The organism is Ferrigenium sp. UT5 (assembly GCF_045866295.1).
Taxonomy (GTDB): Bacteria; Pseudomonadota; Gammaproteobacteria; order Burkholderiales; family Gallionellaceae; genus Sideroxyarcus.
Genome location: NZ_BAAFRY010000006.1, coordinates 1 through 21754, shown reverse-complemented (window position 1 = coordinate 21754; position 21754 = coordinate 1). Strand labels below are relative to the sequence as shown.

Sequence of the window (21754 nt, the reverse complement as noted above, 5' to 3'; positions counted from 1 at the left end):
CACTCCAAGAAAAAGCCCCTCCGAAGAGGGGCTTGAATTACCAACAACCTGCAAATTACTTACAAATATTCGCCGTGAAGCAGGAGCTTTGAGCTGTGTCGAGAGCCCAAGTAACGCCTCTTGCGGCATCGAAATTTGGAACCAGCTCGTAATCCTCACCGCGCAAGCCATTTGCGTTTTTCGCGGTGGCTACAAGGTGCATGTTGAGATAATTGCCATCGGCTTTTGTGCCCGTTTGCCCTGCAACCACAACCGATTGAATATACTTCGAATTTGGGTAGGAAGCATTATTGGCAGGCACCCCGCCGGTACCCCCAGGAAGACAATTGTCAACCACCCCATTTTCATCGGAAAGACAAAGTTCAACCGCCGTCTTGACTGCTTGTGTTGCTTGCACAACTTCGGTGAATTTTGCCTTACGGGTGTAATCGCTGTAAGCCGGAATCGCCACAGCAGCCAGAATACCGATAATCGCGACCACGATCATCAGTTCGATCAGGGTGAAACCTTTTTGGATTTGCTTCATTGTCATTCTCCTTTGCGGTTTGGAACGTTGCCCTTGGCAACCCGACCACTGCCTGACGAATTCCTTGGGTTGGATCGGACCGCTTTCCGCCCTTTCCGCACCATGGACTCCGCCGCGCCGTGATCTGGCTGACGGGCACACACGAGGTGTGCGGGCGAATACTAGCAGGTTGCGTGCCATCGGCAAACGCCCTGTTATGCCGGGTTCCCGGGCTGGCGATTCAGACCGGGCTGCCAAAATTCGCACGCCAGGTGACGTTTTTTGTCAATCCATGATCGAACGGTCTGGTTGAATTTATCTTCCCGCGTCGGACTAAACAAACCCCGCTGCTCCCTGTGGGTCGGGTTTCAACCCGACAGGGGGTTCGAATTCATCCTGCCTTGTCGGACTGAAGTCCGACCCACAAACCCCCGCTGATCCCTGTGGGGCGAGTTTTCCCAAAGGGGACAAGAACCCCTGCGGGGTAACCCGACAGGGGGTTTGAATTTCCCTGCCGCGCCGGATTGCACTGATGGGATCATGGGCTGTAGCCGGGGATGCGCGTTTCATCCACCGCGTCGATCTGCTCCGGCGCAAGAAATTTCCGCGCATAGTCCAGATAGACCTTTTCGCGGATAAAGACGTCGAACAGGTCGGGGTCGATGTGGCCGTTTTCCTTGAATTTGCCCAGGATGGTCAGCGACTCGGTGAGCGTCTTGCCTTCCTTGTACGGGCGGTCCTTGGCGGTGAGCGCCTCGAAGATGTCGGCGATGCCCATCAGCCGCGCCTGCACCGACATCTGCTCGCGCGTGAGCCCTCTGGGATAGCCCTTGCCATCCATGCGCTCGTGGTGGCCGCCCGCGTATTCCGGCACGCGCTTGAGGTGCTTGGGCCAGGGCAGCGATTCCAGCATCTTGATGGTGACCACGATGTGGTGGTTGATGATCTCGCGCTCGGCGGCGGTGAGGGTGCCGGCGCGGATGGTGAGGTTTTCCAGTTCGTCCGCCGACAGGAAATCTGCTTCCACGCCCGCCGCATTGCGCCAGCGGTAACGGGCGATACGCTGCACCCGCTCGACATCGGGATCCGACATCTTTTCGCCGCCGATGTTGCTGTTGCGGAGGAATTCGCGGTCGTCGTCAAGCTGGCGCAGCCGCGCAGCGTATTGGGCGCGGACGGCGGCTTCGTCGCCGCTTTTCCCCCGCCCCATCCCTGCCCCGACGGGAGAGGACGATGGATGCAACTCGTGCAACGCATGAAGCATTTCAATCTCGGCATCACGCTTGAGCACTTCGAAGCGGGTGTCGATCAGGTGGATACGGTCGAACAGGGTGTGCAGCTTGGTCGCCTTGTCCACCACGTGCACCGGCGTGGTGATCTTGCCGCAGTCGTGCAGCAGACCGGCCATCTTCAGTTCGTAGCGATCCTGGTCGGTCAGTGAAAAATCCTTGAGCGGCCCGGCTGCGGTGCGGCTGGCGGCCTCGGCCAGCATCATGGTCAGCACCGGCACGCGCGCGCAATGCCCGCCGGTGTAGGGCGATTTGTCGTCGATCGCGGTGTTGATGAGCTGGATAAATGCCTCGAACAGTTCTTCCAGGTGCTGGATCAGACGCTGATTTCTGACGGCAATGGCAGCCTGCGAAGTCAGCGACTCGAGCAGTTTCTGGTCGTCCTGCGAGAACTGGCGCACCTTGCCCGTTGCGTCGAGCGCATTGATGAGCTGCACAACGCCGATCACTTCGTGCTCGTGGTCGCGCATCGGCACGGCCAGGAAGGAACGCGAGTGGTAGCCGGTCTTGGCGTCGAATTTCTTGGTGCCGGAAAAGTCGAACCCCTCGGCGATGTACGCGTCGGGAATGTTGACGGTCTCCCCGCTCAATGCGGCGTGGCTGACGACCATCGCATGGTTGGGCCGCCCGTCCTTGCCGGTCAGGTGGATGGGATAAAAAGGAATAGCCACGCCGGAAGTGCCGCCCATGCGAATGCCCAGAGAGCGGTTGTGCAGAATCTCGAAGGTCAGCGCCTGTTTTTCCGCATCGAGCAGGTACAGCGTGCCGGCATCGGCACGGGTGATCTTCATCGCCGCCCCCACGATGCTTTCCAGCAACTTACCCAGATTGCGCTCGCTGGAAAGCGAGGCACCGATGGCGTTGAGGTCAGCCAGGCGGTTGAGCAGCCCTTCCATCTCTGCACGTTGAACGTGCGCATCAACGGGATGCGCATTGACCTTGCCGGTTTTCATTTCGATTCCTCTGTGAGTCACTGTGGGGCGGGTTTTCCCCAAGGGGACAAGAACCCCTGCGGGGTAACCCGACAGGGGGTGAATTTTATCCTGCCTTGTCGGACTAAAGTCCGACCCACAACCCCGCTGCTCCCTGTGGGTCGGGTTTTAACCCGACAGGGGGGTTCGAATTCATCCTGCCTTGTCGGACTAAAGTCCGACCCACAACCCCGCTACTCTCTGTGGGTCGGGTTTTAACCCGACAGGGGGTTCGAATTCATCCTACCTTGTCGGACTAAAGTCCGACCCACAACCCCGCTGCTCTCTGTGGGTCGGGTTTCCCCGCAGGGGTTCTCGTACCTTCTGGGCGCAACCCGACATGGATTTGAATTTATCCTGCCGTTGCCGGCCCAACCCATAAAACCCAATTATTTGATGCAGACCGCGCGCACCTGCTGGATGTCGGTGATGCCGCTCAGTACTTTTTCGATACCATCCTGCTTCAGGGTGCGCATGCCCTCATCCAATGCGATGGCGAACAGTTCGGCGACGCGCGCATGTTCCTGGATGGCTTTTTTCACCGGGTCGGTACCGATCAGCAATTCGTGCAGGCCGACGCGGCCGGCATAGCCGGTGTTGGCGCATTTGTCGCAGCCGACTTTTTCATACAGCGTGACCTGCCCTTTGTCGTCGCCGAACAGCTTGATCCATTCCGCATACTGCTCTTTCAATCCGGTCGCGGGATCTTTCTTCCAGCGCTCGGTGTTTTTCAGCTCTTCCGCGTATTCGGCAAGCAAAGTCTTGATCTCGTCCTGCGTGGCGATGTGCGGTTTCTTGCAATGCTTGCACAGCCGTTTCGCCAGACGCTGCGCGAGAATCCCGAGCAGCGCATCGGCGAAGTTGAACGGGTCCATGCCCATGTCAAGCAGACGGATGATGGATTCCGGCGCGCTGTTGGTGTGCAGGGTGGCAAATACCAGGTGGCCGGTGAGCGAGGCCTCGATGCCGATCGAGACCGTCTCCTTGTCGCGCATTTCGCCGACCATGATCACGTCCGGGTCGGCGCGCAGGAAGGCGCGCATGATGGTGGCGAAATCCAGTCCCGCCTTTTTGTTGATCTGCACCTGGCGCAGGCCCTTTTGCGTGATTTCCACCGGGTCTTCCGCAGTCCAGATCTTGGTGTCCGGCGTATTGATGTGCTTGAGGATGGAGTGCAGCGTGGTGGTCTTGCCGGAACCAGTCGGGCCGCATACGAAGAACAGGCCGTAGGGCTTGGCCACGGTTTTCTTGATCAACTCCAGATTGCGCTCGGAAAAGCCCATGTTGTCCAGCGGGATCGGCTCGCCCGAGGCGAGGATACGCATCACCACGTCTTCCACCCCGCCCTGCGAGGGAATGGTCGCCACGCGCAGCTCGATGTCGAGCGGGCCGTATTTCTTGAACTTGATCTTGCCGTCCTGCGGCCGGCGTTTCTCGGAAATATCGAGGTCGCACATGATCTTGAGCCGGGTCACCAGCGCATTGCGGTAGGTGGCCGGAATCTCGATGTAGTTCAGCAGCGAACCGTCCTTGCGCAGGCGAATGCCGGTCTTGCCCTTGCCCGGCATCGGCTCGATGTGGATGTCGGAGGCGCCCATCTTGTAGGCATCGATGATGATCTTGTTGACCAGCTTGACCAGCTCGTTGTCGGCGGCCGCGTTGAGGTCGTCCTGGTTGACGCCGCTTGATTCCTCATCTTCGTCGCTGCCGAGCGAAGTGAGCAGATCGTCCATCGATTCGGAGTCGCCGAAACTGCCGGTGACATCCCCGATCGAGCTGTTGCCGCCGCCGTAAAAGGCATCCAGGGTGGCCTTGAATTCGCGCTGGGTGCAGACCTTGTAGATCAGCCGGTTCCTGGGAAAGATGTTGTTGACCACGCGCGAGGCCTGAATCCGCTCGGGGTCGGTGGTGAGAATGACCAGCCCTTCCGGCGCGTCATCGACCGGCACCCAGTGGCTGCTCTCGACGTACTCGCGGCGCAGATTGCGCAACAGGTCGGTCGGTTTGATGCGGTCAGCCTTGAATGGTTCATAGGACACATTGAAGAACTTCGAGAGCGCCGCTCCCAGCGCATCGAGCTTGATATTGAATTCGTCGATCAGCACGTTCTCGATGTCGACCCCCTTGCGGCGCGCGGTGCGCGTCGCCAGATCGAACTCGGCCGCCGACATGACCGCATCCGCCACCAGATAATCGTATTTTGTCTTGATCGCGTCACTTTGTTGCTGGCGCTGGCGCAAGGCAACGGCAAGGGTCTGCGCCAGTTCCTGCGCCCCATTTTCCACCTCCGCCGGAAACGCTTGGCCCGCCTTGTTGTTGATGACCTGCATGACGCCGACCAGTTCGTCTTTCTCATCGACGATCGGTGCGACCAGCATCTGCTTGGTGCGGTAGCCGGTGCGCTTGTCCACATCCTGCAGGAAACGCAGGGTGGCGCTGTGCGCCGCCAGTTCCTGCACGTCGTACACGTCCTTGATGTTGAGCAATTTCTTGTGCGCGGCGCAGTAACCGGCAATGCTTTGCTCGGCGATCGGCAGCTTCAGGTCCTTGAACGAATTCAGCCCGGTCTTGACCTTGGACACCAGCGAGGTCTTGTCGTCGCCGACGACGTAGATGGTCAGGCGATCGGCATTGAACAGGGCGCAAATATCCTTGCTGACATCGAGCATGATCTCGTCGATGTTGCTGGTCGCATGGATCTTGTTGGTGACGTGGTTGAGGTTGCGGGTAAATTCCAGGCGCGCGCCCATCTCGTTTGCGTTGCCCTGCATCGGACTATTCATTTTCTTCCCCTCGCTTACTGTTGCTGCGCCCGCGGCACCGACCACAGTCCGTTTTCCAAAACATAAACCTCATATCCGGCCTGCGCCAGAATGAACGCGGCAGCCGAGCTGCGCCGCCCGCTCTGGCAATAGGCGACATAGACGACCGCGCGGTTCAGCACCCCGACCGCATTGCGGATGTCGTTGAGCGGAACGTTGATCGCGCCCGGCAGTTTGTCGTAGCGGTATTCCGGCGGATGGCGCACATCCAGCCACACCGCGCCCTGCTTCACCTTTTCCTTGGCTTCCGCAAAACTGATGCGGTGCAGCAAGGGCTCCTTCATCAGTTCCAGGAAGTCCTGCTTCTTCATGCGCAGCAGCACGCCGTTGCTGCGCATGGTGACCGTGGCATTGCGCTTGCTGTCGGAGATCAGCGCCTCTTCGCCGAACACGTCGCCCGCCTTGAGTTCGGCCAGCAACAGATCGGCGCCCCCCACCCGCCGCGTTACCTGCGCCCGCCCGCTTTCGATCAGGTAGTAGTAATCGCCTTCCTCGCCCTCGCGCACGATCACGTCTTTTTCCCACACCGCGATGGCTTCGACGCGGTTGAGCAGCTTGCCGATGTTCGCCGGCGGCAGATGCGCGAAGGGACCGTGGTTCAGATTCTCCGCGCTGAACATGCCGGAATTCAGCAGACGCCTGACCGCCGCCTCGCTCCCGCCCTGGTCGATCTTGGGCTTGATGTCGTCGTGGGTGGCGAACTGGTCCCAGGTCACCATGCGATCCAGCAAGTCGTCATCGACCCGCATCAGTTGCACCGGGCTCAGGGCGTTGGCGGCGACGATGTCGGGCTGGCGCTTGCCGATCGGGTGGCGCGCCCATTCGGAATCGGCGCGCATCGTGACCGTGTTGCCGTCGGCAAAGATCAATTCCAGTTCGCCCCGTACCAGATAGACGGATTGTCCCTGCAGGTTGCGATTCTGGAACGGGTCCTGTCCCGGCGCGACATTTTCGATCTGGCAATAATCGAGCAGTTCGCGCAGGCGCGCCGGGCTGAAACTGGAGATGGGTTCCAGCGCGGCGAGCACCCTGATGTCAAGCATGTCGTTCATGATCTTCTAAAAATCGAACTCTTGTCCGTTTTGCAAAATTTTCGGGTTGAATCGGTGCACCTGTTCGCCGATTTCCTGCATGGTCAGTTCCACTTCACCCGGCTTCAGGTGGGTCACAAAGATTTCCGGCCGGCATTTCAGTTTGGCCAATTCCTCCGCCAGCAGGCTGGGACACAAGTGCTTGGACAGGATCGCCAGTTCCTTTTCCGCATCACAAAAAGCCGTTTCCACAATAAGATACCGCAGATTGCCGATGCGGTTGACCGCTTCCCACAGGGCATCGCAGGTGGTGGTGTCGCCGCTGAACACCAGACTGGCTTTCCCGCTGTCGATGCAGAAACCGACCGCCGGCACGACGTGGTTGACCGGCAAGGGAGTGAGCTTGCGCCCGCCAATATCCACGGTTTCACCCAGGCGAATCTCCGCGTAACGCATCATCGGCTGCTGCAAACTCGGGACTTCGGAAAAATCCGGCCAGATCGCCCAGTTGAAGATGTGCTGCTGCAAAATCTTCAGCGTCTCCGCCGTGGCATGAATGACCATGGGCCGGTCGCGCATGAGGCCGACGCTGTCGATCAGCAGCGGCAGGCAGGCAATGTGATCGAGATGCGAATGCGTGATGAACACATGGTCGATCACGCTCATCTCGGCCAGGCTCAACTCGCCCAGACCGGTGCCGGCGTCGATCAGCACGTCATGGTCGAGCAGGAACGAGGTGGTGCGAAAATTGCCACCGATTCCGCCGCTGCATCCGAGCACCTTGAGTTTCATTCCGCGTCACTCATTTCGTTTTGAAAATGAACACGCCATCCCAGTTCTCACCGGGCGGATTGCTGCGATAGTAAGCCACGCGCTCCGCATAAACCTGGTACAGCTTGCTGTTCGGGGCCATGTTGTGCAGGCTCAACAAGTCCAGTTCAGCCTTGTCCCACTCCTGTTTGCGATAGGCGCGCAGCGCCTGATGGAACAGTTTTATCTCGTCCAGCATCGCCTGTCCGACCTCGCCCGTCAATCCCAGCGGCTCGAAGATCGCAACCGGTTTTTCCTTGCCCTTGACGCGCACCCTGTCGACTTCGCGATAGACAAAGCCGGGGGCCGCCTGCCGGGTCGTTTCGCCCACCAGAATCTGCGACCCGTACTCCTTGGTGATGCCCTCGAGGCGCGAGGCAAGGTTGACCGCATCCCCCATCACGGTGTAGGCAATACGCACTTCCGAGCCCATGTTGCCGACACTGACGCGCCCCGTATTGACCCCCACCCCGACCCGAATCTCCGGCCAGCCGCGCGCCTTGAAGTGCGGCTGCAACTCGGCGAGCGTGCGCTGCATCTTCAGTCCGGCGAGGATAGCATGCTGCGCGTGTTCGGGGTCCGCCAGCGGCGCGCCCCAGAATGCCATGATGCAATCGCCCATGTATTTGTCGATGGTGCCGCGCTGCTCGTAAACGATGCGCGACAGCGGGGTGAGAAACTCGTTCATCAGCAATGACAGTTCCTTCGGATCCAGCCCTTCCGAAATGGTGGTAAAGCCGCGCACGTCGGAGAACAGAATGCTCATCTCGCGGCTGTCGCCTTCCATCGAAACGCTCTCCGGATGCTTGGCCATTTCGTCCACCAGCTCGCCCGGCACATATTGCCCGAACAACCCTGTGATCTGCTTCTTGGCGCGCGATTCGACGAAGTAGCCGAAGCTCATGTTCAATCCGAACAGCACCACGATCAGCAACAATCCCCCCGCCAGCGGCATCGCAATATCGGCGTAATCCCAGAGGGCACGATTGAACGCCACATCCGCAGTCAGCGCACCGAGCGCCACCAGCATGCCGCGCACCGGGGTCAGCAGCGGCAGCAGCAGGCTCAGGCTCAGACCTAGCAGCAGCAGCAACACGACGTTCGCGCCCACCAGGTAGGGCGGGCTCTGTTTCAGGTTCTGGCTGAGGATGCCGCTGATCATGTTGGCGTGCACTTCCACCCCGGGATAGATTTCACCGACCGGCGTGCTGCGCATATCCATCAGCCCCGGTGCCGAAGTCCCCACCAGCACGATCTTGTTTTGCAGTTCCGGCAACGCAACCTTGTGCTGCAACACATCGGTAACCGGGATGTATTTGAAGGCCCCGCGCAGGCCCCGATAGGGCACCAGGGTGCTGGCCTGGCCATCCACCGGAATGGTCAGATTGCCCTGCTCTGATTCCAGCGTCAGCCACTCCAGCCCGCCGTAACCTTCGTTTTGCCCGCTGGCAAATCCGGGCACCAGTTTGGGCCAACCCAGCACGCTACGCGCCACCGCCAGCGACAACGCTTCGTAATACGCGCCCTCATGCTGCACGACCATCGGGATGCGGCGCACGATCCCGTCGAAATCCACCAGCGGATTGAAATGCCCCGCGCTTGCCGCGCCGGCCTGCAACGCCGGCAAGTTGGCACCGTAGCTGTCCCATTGCACAAAATCGATGGCGCGCCCCCGGAAGGTGTTCGGCGCAAAGACCGGCGGCGGCAAGGCGCCCGACCTGCTCGGTGGCGCCCCCGCTTCGCTGTTGCTGAAGTAATAGCCCAGCACGACGTTGCGCTGCTTAAGCTTTCCGGCAAACAGCGCATCGTATTCCAGGGTGGGCTGGAGCTGATCCAACACGGCATGAAACTGCGCGACGTCCTTCAGTTGCTTGCGCCCAAGATCCTGCAGCACGTTCAGGCCGGAACTGGTGTCCGGCTCGGCAAATACCACGTCGAAGCCGACCGTCGCCACGCCGTAATGGTCGAACAGGTCGTCCATCAGCGCAGCGAGCTTGTCGCGCCCCCACGGCCAGCGCCCTTCCTGTTTCAGGCTTTTTTCGTCGATATCGAGGATGACGATGCGGTCGTCCGTGCTGTGCGGCAAAGACAGCAGCATGCGGTAATCATAGAGCTTGGCATCGAAGACTTTCACGAAGCCAAGCCCGTACAGCCCTGCGGCATCGCCCAGAAAGAGCGCCATCGCCAACAGGCCCAACCCGATCAACAATGCGTGCTTCTTCACGGGCAGCCCCTTTCAAACGCATGCAAGGCTCGGGAACACATCAGGCCGAATGCTGCGATTCAAACCTTGAGATAGAACTCCATCTTGATCCCCGCCAGCTCGATCAGGTCGTGATCCTTTAGTTGGTGGGGCTGCTCGCCGATGGCGGACCCGTTCACCAGGGGGAAACTGACGCCTTCGACATGGGTGATGAAATAGCCGTGGGGACGGCGCGCCAGCACCGCCACCTGTACGCCCGGTTTGCCCAGCGTGGTGAGGTTCTTGCTCAACTCCATCTCTTTGCCAAGATTGGGTCCGTTCAGAATCTGGATCACCCCGATTGGGGTCGCCGGGGCAGCCAACGGCGTGGCCGGTTTGGGTTCAACCCGGGTTGTGGTCGCGCTGAACTGAGTGGTCGATTCGAATTTGGCTCTGCCCCCGTCTACTGCAGCGGGCGCAGCGGATGGCTTGATCGGGGCGCGCATGACCAATGTTTTCTCGAAATCGGCGGCGGTCGTCTGGGTTGGCTGATCGTTCAGATATTTGAGCTTGTACTTGCCGATCTCGATCAGGTCATTGTTCTGCAGGAAATGCTTCATCGTCGGCGCGCCATTGACCAGCGATCCGTTGGTGCTGTTCAGATCCTCGAAAAAGGAATCGTTGAGGATGGTGATCACCGCGGCATGCTCGCTGCTCACCGCCAGATTGTCGATGACGATGTCATTGTGCGGCTTGCGTCCGATGGTGGTGCGCTCCTTGGTCAGAGGAACTTCCTTGATTACCGCCCCGTCCATGCTGAGTATCAGTTTTGCCGGCATTTTGTATTCCCCTTGATCTCTCTTTTCAATTCCCGAACCATGATGTCAGTTTTGCCCACCAGCCGCGGGGCGCTGGATAACTTGCCTTGACCTTCACCAGGATGACCGAAACGTTGTCGCGTCCGCCGTTGTCATTCGCCTGTTCGATCAGCTGGCTGGCCGCCAGGGGCAGATTACCTTGCAACATTTGCAGCGTGGCGCCGATATCCTCGTCTTCCACCATATCGTTCAAGCCATCGGAGCAGAACAGATAGATGTCGCCGACTTCAACCTCGTACACATGCACTTCCGGCTCGGCCTCGGCATCGATGCCGACCGCGCGCGTCACCAGATTCTTGTTCTTCGACAGGCGCGCCAGCTCCTTGCTGATCACCCCGCTGTCGATCTGTTCCTGCAACAGGGAATGATCGCGCGTCACGGTTTCAAAGGTTTCGCCGCGCAGGCGGTACAGGCGCGAATCGCCCACATGCGCGACGGCCACGCGATTGTCGTAAAACAGGCCCGCCACAATCGTGGTCCCCATGCCGGCATACTGCGGCTGGCTCTGCGCGGCATTATAAATGGACAGGTTCGCTTTGTTCACATTGTCGCGTAGCAGCGCCACACCCACCTCGTCCTGCGTCCCCGCTTCTTTTTGTTCCGGGCGCACGCCATCGAGACGATGGCGGATCTCGCTCGATAGCACCGACACGGCGATGCCGCTGGCGACTTCCCCGGCATTGTAGCCACCCATGCCATCCGCCAGCACCGCCAGGCCATAGTTTGCATCGAAGGTGATGCTGTCCTCGTTGTGGGAGCGCACCCTGCCCGGATCCGTTTTGCCAACGATCTCCAGTGCGTCATTCAAGTTCACGTGGCACCTCAAATTCTGTTCAAAGTTGTGGCGCACTGGCGGATCGCCTCCGCCATCGCCGCGCCGTTTGCAAAACGTTCTTCCACCTTTTTTGCCAGCGCTTGCTGAATGATGGCCGCCACGCACGGCGGCAGGTCCGGTTTAATACCCAGAATATCGGCAGGCGGTTCATTCGCAATCCTAAACATCAGTTGCGCCATCGAATCGCCCTCGAAAGGCAGCTTACCACAGGCCAGTTGATACAAACTGACCCCGAGCGAGAACAGGTCGGAGTGGCCTTCGATCTTGGCACCCGACAACTGTTCCGGCGACATGTAGGAAGGCGTGCCCAGCACCATGCCGGTTTTGGTTTTGGAGGAATCGGTGATCCGCGCGATGCCGAAATCCGTGACTTTGACGGTATCGGTTTCGGGGTCGTACATGATGTTGGCCGGCTTGATGTCCCGGTGCACGACATGCAGGCCGTGCGCGTAGCCCAGCGCATCGGCCACGCGCGCGATGATGGACAACACCCGGGGCAAGGGCAACAGATTGTCAGCCTTGGTGTAGGGGACCAGGTCCTTGCCCTTGAGGAATTCCATCGCGATGTAGGCCAAGTCGTGTTCCTCGCCCGCGTCGTACATGGTGACGATGTTGGGATGGTTCAGGCGACCCGCCGTTTCCGCTTCGCGGAAGAAGCGCGCCTTCACGTCTTCCAGTTCATCCGCCTCGAACTCCTGCGACAGCGCCATGGTCTTGATCGCGACGATGCGGCTAATCTTCGGGTCCTTGCCCAGATAGACCACCCCCATCGCGCCCTTGCCCAGTTCCTTTTCGATCTCGTAACGCCCGAGCATCGGCTTGGAGAGTCCATCCCGGTCGAGTTTCATCGTGCTGTCATTGCTGTGCCCGGAACTGCCCCCCAGGATGATCGTCTCCGACATCGCTTTGGTCTGCGCCATGCGCGTTTCCAGATCGCGGAATTTCGGGTTGTGGCCGGCCATGTATTTGAATACCGACTCGGCCTTGTTGAACTGGCGCTTGCGCTCGAAATCCAGTCCGAGGTTGTAAAGCACATCCATCAGGCTGTCATCCAGCGGCACCTTGCGAAATTTGTCGAACGCCATGTCGAGCTGCCCCTGCCCCTGGAACGCCAGGCCCAGCATGCGGTTGCTCTCCGCCGAATTGGCATCGGACAATTCCTTGCCCTTTTCCGTCAGGAGGAAACGTTTGGTGGTCAGCATCAGATGTCCGACCAGCAACAGGGCGGTCGGCAACATCAGTTGCAGCCACATCGCCTGGGTCGTCATCAGCACAAAATGGGCGGAAAGCAGCGCCACGAACAATACCGCGGTGATTGCCGCACCCAATCCGGCACCAAGGCGCGGCAGCAACAGAATCAGATACAGCGCGATCAGCAGGAAGGCGCCCAGCTCCGCCCACACACCCCAGGCGGGCACCACGAAGAAGTCCTGTTTGAGAATGCTGGAGACCGAATGTGCCAGGGTGACCACCGGCGGCGTCACCGCCGAGACCGGCGTGACCTGCGCCGAGCCGACACCGGCGGCCGTAGCGCCGATCAGCACGATTTTGTCGCGATATTTTTCCGCCGGAATCTTGCCGGTGATCACGTCGTAGAAAGAGTCCACCTGAAACGAGGGTTTCCCGGCGCGGTCTGCATAGAAGTAGGTGTTCATGCGCAAGGCCGGATCGGTCGCGATCTGCAGATTTCCCAGGCGCACCCCCTCGCCCAGGGTTACCTGAATATCCTTCGCTTCCAGATTCAGGCTTTTCGCGGCCAGCATGAGCGAGAGCGACGGATAATACTGGTCGTAATAAGCAATGACCAGGGGCTCGGTGCGCACGCCGCCATCCACATCGGGGGTGGCATTCAGATGTCCGAGCGCCACCGCTTGTTGTCCCAGCATCGGGATCGGCACCAGCGCGTTCCGCGCCGGGATCGGTGCAGCCGCATCCGCCCTGCTCTGCACGTTCGTCAGCGCGTTCTTGAGGACATAGTCCGGCACCGCCGTGTCCGGATTCCCCTGCGGCTCGCCCAATTCGAAAAACAACCCCAGCAGCACGTTGTTGATCTTGCCCATGCTGTCAGCCATCTTCTGGTCGTTGTCCAGATGTAGCAGGGCTTCCTGCATCAACCCCTGCAATTCCTGCCATTGTTCGGGATGGCTCTGCGCCAGGTCGGTTTGTTCGAGGACGGCGGCAATGTTCAGAATGTAATCCAGCCCCGCATCGACCTGCGGCTCGAAAAACAGCGCGGTCTGTCCGACCACCTTGGCGTGCCCCTCGGCCAGTATGTCCAGCAACTTGGCTTGAATCTCGCGCGGCCACGGCCAGCGCCCGAGGTTGGCAATGCTCTGGTCGTCGATGGCAATGATGGCGATGCGGTCGCTGGGCTGGCGCGACGATGCGCGCACGCCCCAGTCATAGGCCTTGCGCTCAAGACTCTGGATCAAATCGGTGTTGGCGGCAAAGAAAAAAATGACCACCAACACCGCGGCAAAGAACCCGTCTGCTTTCCAGAACGACGTTTTATTCATGACCACCCTGACCGTTTATTCGTTTTTCTTGAAGTTACGGGCAGATACTAAAACAATTTACAACGTCAATCCATACCTGATTGATTTATCGGGGGAACCTCATTTCAGCGCACCACCATGACGGGCACTGCGGACAAGCGCAGGACGCGTTCCGCGACCGAGCCGATCAGCCATTGCGCCAACCCCTCCTTGCCTTGTGCGCCCATGAGGATGAGAGACACTTCCTGGGCGGTGGCGTATTGCAGAATTGCTTCGGCCGGACGACCGATGCTGATGTGATATTGGTAGGGAAGCTGGGCGGCATCGAGCAAGGCACGCGCGCTCTGCAAGGCCTGCAATCCCTGCTCGCGCTGGTAATCGTCGATGACCTGCTGGTCGAACAGCAGTTTCACATTAACCGTCGCCACGTTCCACTGCACATTGAGCAAGCGCAATTGCGGCACCTGTTTCATCGTCGCGGCCAGAAGGATCGCCTGCTCGACCGCATGCAGGGATTGTGCGGAACCATCCACCGGAATCAGCCACTTCATGCTCTCTCCTTTTCAGCTTGGGTTTGCGGCGCAACCTCCACATCCGCCAAATCCCTGACCGCGACCCGACCGGCGCGGCGCTGCGCAATCGCGGCGGCAAGTGCCAGCACCAGCAAGGCGCACACGACCGGCACCCCCCAATGCAGATAATGTTGCGCCTCGACCCACGCCTTGAACGAAACCTCGGTGACCAGCATCTCGCCTGCCACATAGCCCAGCAGCGCCCCGCCCGCGTAGATGATGAACGGATAGCGATCGATCAGTTTGAGCACCAGCTGGCTGCTCCACGCGATCAGCGGGATGCTGATGAGCAACCCGAACACCAGCAGGAACACATTGCCCTTGGCCGCCGCCGCCACGCCCAGCACGTTGTCCAGGCTCATCACGAAATCGGCGATGATGATGGTCTTCACCGCCCCCCACAGATTGGCCTCGGCCTTGATGCTGCCTGCACCGTGGCCTTCCGCTTCCGGCAGGATCAGCTTGATGCCGATCCACAACAGCAACAACGCGCCGACGACTTTGAGATAAGGCAGGGACAGCAGGGTGACCGCAAAAAAAGTCAGCACCACGCGCAGGCCGATGGCGCCGCCCACCCCGTACAGGATGCCTTTTTTGCGCTGCGCCTCGGGCAGGTTGCGGCAGGCCAGCGCGATCACCACCGCGTTGTCGCCCGACAGCAGCAGGTCGATCATGATGATCTTGAACACATCCACCCAGAACTGCGGGCTTTCCACCATCTGCACGACTTCCAGCACTTCAACCCTTCAGCACTTTTTGCATCACGCGCCCCATCTCCGCCGGGTTGCGCGTGATGTGGATGCCGCATTCTTCCATCACCGCCAGTTTCTCGTTGGCGCCGCCCTGGCCGCCGGAGATGATGGCACCCGCATGGCCCATGCGCTTGCCCGGCGGCGCAGTGACGCCGGCGATGAAGCCGACCACCGGTTTCTGCATGTTGTCCTTGATCCAGCGCGCACAGGTTTCCTCGTCGTTGCCGCCGATCTCGCCCACCATCACCACCGCTTCGGTTTCCGGGTCGTCGTTGAACAGGCGCAGCACGTCAAGGTGTTTCAGCCCGTTGATCGGGTCGCCGCCGATGCCGACGCAGGACGATTGCCCCATGCCCAGCGCCGTGAGTTGCCCCACCGCTTCATAAGTCAGCGTGCCGGAACGCGACACCACCCCGATGCGTCCCTTGCGGTGGATATGGCCGGGCATGATGCCGATCTTGATCTCGTCCGGCGTGATGAGGCCGGGGCAGTTGGGGCCGATCAGCAGGGTTTTTTTGCCCTGCATCTTGTAACGGGTGCGAATCATGTCGTGCACCGGAATGCCTTCAGTGATGCAGATCACCAGGTCGAGGCCGGCCTCCACCGCCTCGTCAATGGCGGCGGCCGCACCGGCCGGCGGCACATAGATCACCGACACGGTGGCGCCGGTCGCCTCTTTAGCATCGCGCACCGTGGCGTACACCGGAATGTCTTCGAACCGTTCGCCGGCTTTTTTCGGGTTCACCCCGGCCACGAAACAGTTCGCACCGTTCGCATATTGCTTGCACTGCTGGGTGTGGAACTGGCCAGTCTTGCCGGTCATGCCCTGGGTGATGACCCGTGTGTCCTTGTTGATGAGAATGCTCATTGCGCCCCCTTTGCCGCCAATACGACTTTTTGCGCCGCATCGGCCATGTCGTTTCCAGAGATGATGGGCAAGCCGGAATCCGCCAGAATCTTTTTGCCCAGCTCGACGTTGGTGCCTTCCAGCCGCACCACCAGCGGCACGTTAAGGCTCACTTCGCGCGCCGCCGCGACCACCCCTTGCGCGATCACGTCGCACTTCATGATGCCGCCGAAGATGTTGACCAGGATGGCTTTCAGATGTGGGTTCTTCAGCATCAGTTTGAAGGCCTCGGTCACTTTTTCCGTGGTCGCCCCGCCGCCGACGTCGAGGAAGTTGGCCGGACTGCCGCCGTACAGTTTGATGATGTCCATGGTCGCCATCGCCAGACCCGCGCCGTTCACCAGACAGCCAATATCGCCGTCGAGCTGGATGTAGGCCAGATCGAATTTCGAGGCTTCGATCTCCGCCGGGTCTTCCTCGTCCAGATCGCGGTAGGCAACGATCTCGGGATGGCGATACAGCGCGTTGGAATCGAAATTAAACTTGGCGTCCAGCGCCAGCACGCGGTTGTCCGCCGTCACGATCAGGGGGTTGATCTCGGCCAGCATCGCGTCCTTCTCCACGAAGGCGCGATACAGCCCTTGCAGGATGCCGACGGCCTGCGCGTTGGCTGCCTCGGGAATGCCGATGGCGCGCGCCACCCGCGCCGCTTCCGCCGCATCCAGTCCGGCCGCCGGATCGATGCGCACGGTATGGATTTTTTCCGGCGTGCGCCGGGCCACTTCCTCGATCTCCATGCCGCCTTCACTCGACGCCAGCAGCGCCACGCGCTGCGCGGCGCGATCCACCACCATGCCGACGTACAGCTCCTTGACGATCTGCGCGCCCTCCTCGATCAATAGCCGGCGCACGGTCTGGCCTTGCGGCCCGGTCTGGTGCGTGACGAGCTGCATGCCGAGGATCTGCTGCGCGTGGTTCCGCACTTCGTCCAGCGACTTCGCCACCTTCACGCCGCCGCCCTTGCCGCGCCCGCCGGCGTGGATCTGCGCTTTCACCACCCACACCTGACCGCCCAGATCGCGCGCAGTTGCAACCGCTTCATCGACACTGAAACAGGCCTTGCCGCGCGGGGTGGGCACGCCGAACTGGCGCAGGATTTCCTTGCCCTGATACTCGTGAATTTTCATGATGCCCTCCTGAACAGGATGGGCGTGAATGTACCAGACAGGCTATGGGCGTGCAGGAAAATTCACCTGAAATGCCGGCCACGCAATCAAGCTCCGGTAAATTTTTTGTGCGGGTTCATTCAATCCACGGGGGATTCTCGACAGCAAAGACGCAGCCCGGCGCTGTGCATGACACGCGCAACCGCAGACACATCTCCGGCATTTACCCGCTTGCGAGTACGCTGCGCTTGCCCGGAAACAGCAGCGAGAACGTGCTGCCCCGCCCTTCCTCGCTGGCGATCTCCAGTTTGGCCTGGTGGCGCAGGGCGATGTGCTTGACGATGGCCAGCCCCAGCCCCGTGCCGCCGGTCTCGCGTGAACGACTGCGATCGACCCGATAGAAACGCTCGGTCAGGCGCGCGATATGCTGCGGCGCAATGCCGATGCCGCTGTCGCGCACCGAAAACACCGCCTGCCCGTCGCGCAACGACCAGTACACATCGATACTGCCCCCGTCCGGCGTGTAACGGATGGCATTGCTGAGCAGATTGGCAAAGGCGCTGCGCAGTTCGTTGCGGCTTCCCCGCAGATTGACTGCGCAGTCGAGATGCAATTCCAGCCGATGCCTGCCATGGCTCAACAATCGTCCCTCTTGCCCGACTTCGTCCAACAGCCCGCACACATCCACGACTTCCTCGTGCAGGGGATGCTGGTCGTTTTCCAGACGCGACAGGGTCAACAGATCATCCACCAGATGCGCCATGCGGTGGGTCTGTTCACCCATCAACTGCAGGGCGCGCTGCGCCATGTCGGAGTCGCGGGTCTGCATGTCCTGCAAGGTCTCGACAAAACCGTTGACCACGGTCAGCGGCGTGCGCAACTCGTGCGAGACATTGGCGACAAAATCGCGGCGCATGTTTTCGAGGCGCTCGAACTGGGTGATGTCGCGGCTGATGAGCAGGCGCTTGCTTTCGCCATAAGCGATGAGTTTGATCGACAGGACCACGTCGTCCTGGCGGGTTCCGCGCAGGATCAGCGGCTGGCGCGCCTCCGCCGCGGCCAGATATTCCACGAACTCGGGTTGCCGCGCGAGATAGGTGATCTGCTGGCCGATATCGACGTTGCTGTCCAGGCCGAAATGCTGTTCCGCCAGCGGATTGCACCACTCGATGCGGTCCGCCGCATCCAGAATCACCACCCCCTCCGGCAGGGCGGCGGTGGCCTGTTCCATCTGCTGCAGGTCGGCGAGGTGTTCCGCGCGCTCCTGCCGGTGAACCCGCATCATCTGGTTCAGGCTGGAAAAAACGTCCTCCCACAAACCGGCGCCTTCGGGCATCGCGCGTTGCTCGGGAAGCGCCAGCCAGTGCAACAAGGCGCCCAGATGGCGCAGGTGGTGCAACAGCCACCAGGCGAGGCCGAGCGCGAATCCGAGGGCCGCCGCCAGCGGGCCAAAGATTGCCCACAGCAACAGGGAAAACAACAGGAGAAAGAAAGGATAGGCAGAGGCGCTCTGCCAGAAATCGCTCACGATACGGATCCGGTTGGGGATAGGGACGGGCGGATTATAAGGCGTTCGGTCTGCCCGGCGATAGGAATCAGCCGCCTACTGCGCGGAGAATCGATAGCCGCTGCCGCGCACGGTCTGCACGAACCGATCCAGGCCGGACGCTTCCAGCGCCTGGCGCAGGCGGCGGATATGCACATCCACCGTGCGCTCTTCCACGAACACATGATCGCCCCACACCTGGTCCAGCAGTTGCGCCCGGCTATACACGCGCTCGACATGGGTCATGAAGAAATGCAGGAGGCGAAACTCGGTCGGCCCCAGTTCGATGTTGGCCCCCCCGGCGCTGACGCGGTGGGTGGCGGGCGAGAGTTCGATGCCGCCGATGCTGACCACCTCTTCGCTCATCTGCGGCGTGCGCCGGCGCAACACGGCACGGATGCGCGCCATCAATTCGCGCGGCGAAAACGGCTTGGTGATGTAATCGTCCGCACCGGCTTCGAGACCCAATATTTTGTCGCGCTCTTCGCCGCGCGCGGTCAGCATGATGATGGGGATATCGCGGGTGCGCGCATCGGCGCGCAGGCGGCGCGCCAGCTCGACCCCGGAACTGCCGGGAAGCATCCAGTCCAGCAGAATCAGGTCGGGCAATGCCTGATTGATCCGGGACAGGGCCGCTTCGGCATCGAATGCCTTGACGGCGCGGAAGCCGCATTGCTCCACGTTGAAGGCGAGCAATTCCTGGATCGCCGGCTCATCTTCCACCAGCAGAATGGTTGCTGTCGTCATACCGTTCCCCGCTTCTATATTTTCGATGGGTGAGCATGGTATTAAAGAAATATGACAATAGCGTGACAATTCAGCCGGCAGAACGCCGTTGCGCCGCATTTGCTGTGCCGTTCAGATCAGGCAGCGACGAACCCAGCAGCATCCCGGCCACGCTCATCAGCAATCCGACCAGTTGCGGCGGCCAGTAGGTGTCCGGTGTCAGCCATTCCAGCAGCAGCCAGGAACCCAGCCCCAGCACGATGGACAGCAGCGCGCCCTGATTGTTGGCGCGCTTCCAGTACAAGCCGAATACCAGCGGCACGAACGCGCCGACCAGCGTGACCTTGTAGGCGTTCTCCACCATATGGAAGATGCTCGATTCGGAATTGAGCGCGAACCAGAGGACAAGAACGCCGAACGTCAGCAGAATGATGCGCATGGTGCGCAACATCTGCTGGTCGCTCATGTCGCCGAAGGCGAAATGCTTGAGGATGTTTTCGGTGAACATGACCGAAGGCGCAAGCAGGGTGGACGAAGCGGTGCTCATGATGGCGGACAACAGCGCCCCGAAGAACAATATCTGCATGAACAGCGGGGTGTGGTTCAGGATCAGGCTGGGCAACACCATCTGGGAATCGCGCCCGATCAGTTCGCCGAAGAACTGCGGATCGATCAGCGTCGCAGCAAAAGCGAGAAACATCGGGATGAAGGCAAAGGCAAAATACAGCACACCGCCACCCACCGTCCCGCGCATCGCGATCTTTTCGCTTTTGGCGGAAGTCATGCGCTGGAACACGTCCTGCTGCGGGATGGAGCCGAGCATCATGGTCAGCGCGGCGCCGATGAAGGGAATCCAGGCTTCCATGCCGCTGCCGTCAGGGAACAACTGCAACTTGCCCGCCGCCTGTGCCTGCAGCACCACGTTGCCCACCCCGCCCGCCCGCTCGCCGATCAGGGCGGCGATCAGCAGCAGGGCGACCATGATGATGGTCATCTGCACGAAGTCGAGCAGTGCCACCGACCACATGCCGCCGATCAGCGTGTAGGCCAGCACCACGGCGATGCCCAGGATCATGCCGACCTGCGGCGTGAGCGCCCCGTCGCTGACCACGTTGAACACCAGTCCCAGCGCCACCACCTGTGCCGATACCCAGCCGAGATAGGACAGCATGATGCACACCGACATCACGAGTTCGACCCTGCGGTTGTAGCGGGTGCGGTAATAGTCGCCGATGGTGAGCAGATTCATGCGATACAACAGCGGCGCAAAAAACAGCCCGGCGAAGATCAGGCACAGACTGGCGCCGAAAGGATCGGCGATCACGCCCCCCAGTCCTTCCTGCACAAAGGTGGCCGAGATGCCGAGCACGGTCTCGGCGCCAAACCAGGTGGCGAACACCGTGGCAGTCACCACCGGCAACGGCAGATTGCGCCCCGCCACCACGAAGTCGCGCGAGTTATGTACCCGTGACGAAGCGTAGATGCCGATTCCGACAGAGAACAGCAGGTAAAGAACGACGAACCAGAGCAGCATGCCTATATCTCACAAGCCCAATAATGGCAGGTATTTTAGCAGTGTTCCATAAAACGAAAAGGCTGCTGGAATGCAGCAGCCTTACAGTTCACTGCTGTTCGATTTTGGCTACGTTACGTTAGGCAAAAGACAAGACCTGACCCTGTGTTTTTCTAACTGGGTAGAAAGTAACGCGGCATATGGATTAACGTACCTTAATATAGTCGTCGCAAGCCCACTAATACCGGCAACACTCTGAATATTCAAATTTGATGATTCGCAGCTCATTTATGCCCCCATTTATAGAATAGTTAGTATTACCAACGCAATAAAAAATACGCTCACTGATAATCCGAGAACAAATTTAAATTTGCCAATTAACTTCAAGTAATAAACATTGACCCAATAGGTTAAGTTGGGCTGTGCTCCGTTATATTTGACCTCATTTACAATAACGCTCGCCCTTTCAATCTCAGATTCAGCAACCCCGCGAGAAAACTCGATTGAGTCCTTAAACTGCTGTAAATAATTTGGTGGGCAGCCACCGCTTCGATTCGGTAAATTAACGTTAACGAGACGATCAACAACCGAAGGAGAAGAAGCGATGGCTGGATATGAGATTAGCGTAGGTTCCGAATTGTTGCCAGGTCTTTTGAACGGGCAGGACGGGCTGGCGAAGCTGGTGGAGACGGTGCTCAACCAGGTGCTGGAAGCGCAGGTGGCGGAAACGCTGGGAGCGGGTCGGCACGAGCGCACGGACGATCGGCAAGGCTACCGCAACGGCTACCGGGCGCGCACGCTCTACACGCGGGTC

17 protein-coding genes are annotated in these 21754 nt (G+C 60.0%); 1 reads left to right on the top strand and 16 read right to left on the bottom strand.

The window, feature by feature from the left end; translation table 11 throughout:
- Nucleotides 1–55: 55 nt before the first annotated feature.
- The 16 genes from ACKTSJ_RS03365 to ACKTSJ_RS03290 form a co-directional block, all read right to left on the bottom strand.
- Entirely contained in the window at nt 56–526 is a 471-nt protein-coding gene (locus ACKTSJ_RS03365) for a prepilin-type N-terminal cleavage/methylation domain-containing protein (protein ID WP_407897390.1), read from the bottom strand.
- 517 nt (nt 527–1043) lie between these two features.
- Nucleotides 1044–2747 carry an HD domain-containing phosphohydrolase gene (locus ACKTSJ_RS03360; protein WP_407897388.1) on the bottom strand — a complete coding sequence of 568 codons (1704 nt, stop codon included), beginning with the start codon at nt 2745–2747 and terminating at the stop codon, nt 1044–1046.
- Between the two features lie 407 nt (nt 2748–3154).
- Nucleotides 3155–5548 carry an ATPase, T2SS/T4P/T4SS family gene (locus ACKTSJ_RS03355; RefSeq protein ID WP_407897386.1) on the bottom strand — a complete coding sequence of 798 codons (2394 nt, stop codon included), beginning with the start codon at nt 5546–5548 and terminating at the stop codon, nt 3155–3157.
- A gap of 14 nt (nt 5549–5562) precedes the next feature.
- The gene (locus ACKTSJ_RS03350) at nt 5563–6639 is read right to left on the bottom strand and encodes a cyclic nucleotide-binding domain-containing protein (protein ID WP_407897385.1); all 1077 of its coding nucleotides are present in this window, start codon (nt 6637–6639) and stop codon (nt 5563–5565) included.
- Between the two features lie 6 nt (nt 6640–6645).
- Nucleotides 6646–7410: an MBL fold metallo-hydrolase gene (locus ACKTSJ_RS03345; protein ID WP_407897383.1), complete on the bottom strand. Its 765-nt coding sequence runs from the start codon at nt 7408–7410 to the stop codon at nt 6646–6648.
- Nucleotides 7411–7420: 10 nt separating this feature from the next.
- Nucleotides 7421–9652, bottom strand: a complete 2232-nt coding sequence (locus ACKTSJ_RS03340) for a CHASE2 domain-containing protein (protein WP_407897381.1) — start codon at nt 9650–9652, stop codon at nt 7421–7423.
- A gap of 59 nt (nt 9653–9711) precedes the next feature.
- The gene (locus ACKTSJ_RS03335) at nt 9712–10449 is read right to left on the bottom strand and encodes an FHA domain-containing protein (RefSeq protein WP_407897379.1); all 738 of its coding nucleotides are present in this window, start codon (nt 10447–10449) and stop codon (nt 9712–9714) included.
- Between the two features lie 25 nt (nt 10450–10474).
- The gene (locus ACKTSJ_RS03330) at nt 10475–11302 is read right to left on the bottom strand and encodes a Stp1/IreP family PP2C-type Ser/Thr phosphatase (protein ID WP_407897377.1); all 828 of its coding nucleotides are present in this window, start codon (nt 11300–11302) and stop codon (nt 10475–10477) included.
- 8 nt (nt 11303–11310) lie between these two features.
- Nucleotides 11311–13839 (bottom strand): CHASE2 domain-containing serine/threonine-protein kinase, encoded by a 2529-nt coding sequence (locus ACKTSJ_RS03325; RefSeq protein ID WP_407897376.1) that lies wholly within the window; start codon nt 13837–13839, stop codon nt 11311–11313.
- Nucleotides 13840–13943: 104 nt separating this feature from the next.
- The gene (locus ACKTSJ_RS03320; protein WP_407897375.1) at nt 13944–14369 is read right to left on the bottom strand and encodes a universal stress protein; all 426 of its coding nucleotides are present in this window, start codon (nt 14367–14369) and stop codon (nt 13944–13946) included.
- Nucleotides 14366–15109, bottom strand: a complete 744-nt coding sequence (locus tag ACKTSJ_RS03315; RefSeq protein WP_407897537.1) for a TerC family protein — start codon at nt 15107–15109, stop codon at nt 14366–14368. Before ACKTSJ_RS03315 ends, ACKTSJ_RS03320 begins: the two co-directional genes overlap by 4 nt.
- Nucleotides 15110–15128: 19 nt before the next feature.
- Entirely contained in the window at nt 15129–16010 is an 882-nt protein-coding gene (gene sucD / locus ACKTSJ_RS03310; RefSeq protein WP_407897373.1) for a succinate--CoA ligase subunit alpha, read from the bottom strand.
- Nucleotides 16007–17176, bottom strand: a complete 1170-nt coding sequence (gene sucC / locus ACKTSJ_RS03305; RefSeq protein WP_407897371.1) for an ADP-forming succinate--CoA ligase subunit beta — start codon at nt 17174–17176, stop codon at nt 16007–16009. The genes sucD and sucC overlap by 4 nt, the downstream gene beginning before the upstream one ends.
- Before the next feature lie 202 nt (nt 17177–17378).
- Nucleotides 17379–18683, bottom strand: coding sequence for a phosphate regulon sensor histidine kinase PhoR (phoR, locus tag ACKTSJ_RS03300; protein ID WP_407897369.1), 1305 nt, complete (start codon nt 18681–18683; stop codon nt 17379–17381).
- A gap of 75 nt (nt 18684–18758) precedes the next feature.
- On the bottom strand, nt 18759–19448 hold the full coding sequence (gene phoB, locus ACKTSJ_RS03295) for a phosphate regulon transcriptional regulator PhoB (protein ID WP_407897367.1): 690 nt from the start codon (nt 19446–19448) through the stop codon (nt 18759–18761).
- A gap of 70 nt (nt 19449–19518) precedes the next feature.
- Nucleotides 19519–20961 carry a sodium:solute symporter family protein gene (locus ACKTSJ_RS03290; protein WP_407897365.1) on the bottom strand — a complete coding sequence of 481 codons (1443 nt, stop codon included), beginning with the start codon at nt 20959–20961 and terminating at the stop codon, nt 19519–19521.
- A 583-nt stretch (nt 20962–21544) separates the two neighbouring features.
- Between ACKTSJ_RS03290 and ACKTSJ_RS03285 the strand changes: the two genes are divergently transcribed.
- The coding region (locus tag ACKTSJ_RS03285) for a transposase (RefSeq protein ID WP_407897363.1) at nt 21545–21754 on the top strand (210 nt) is incomplete at its 3' end.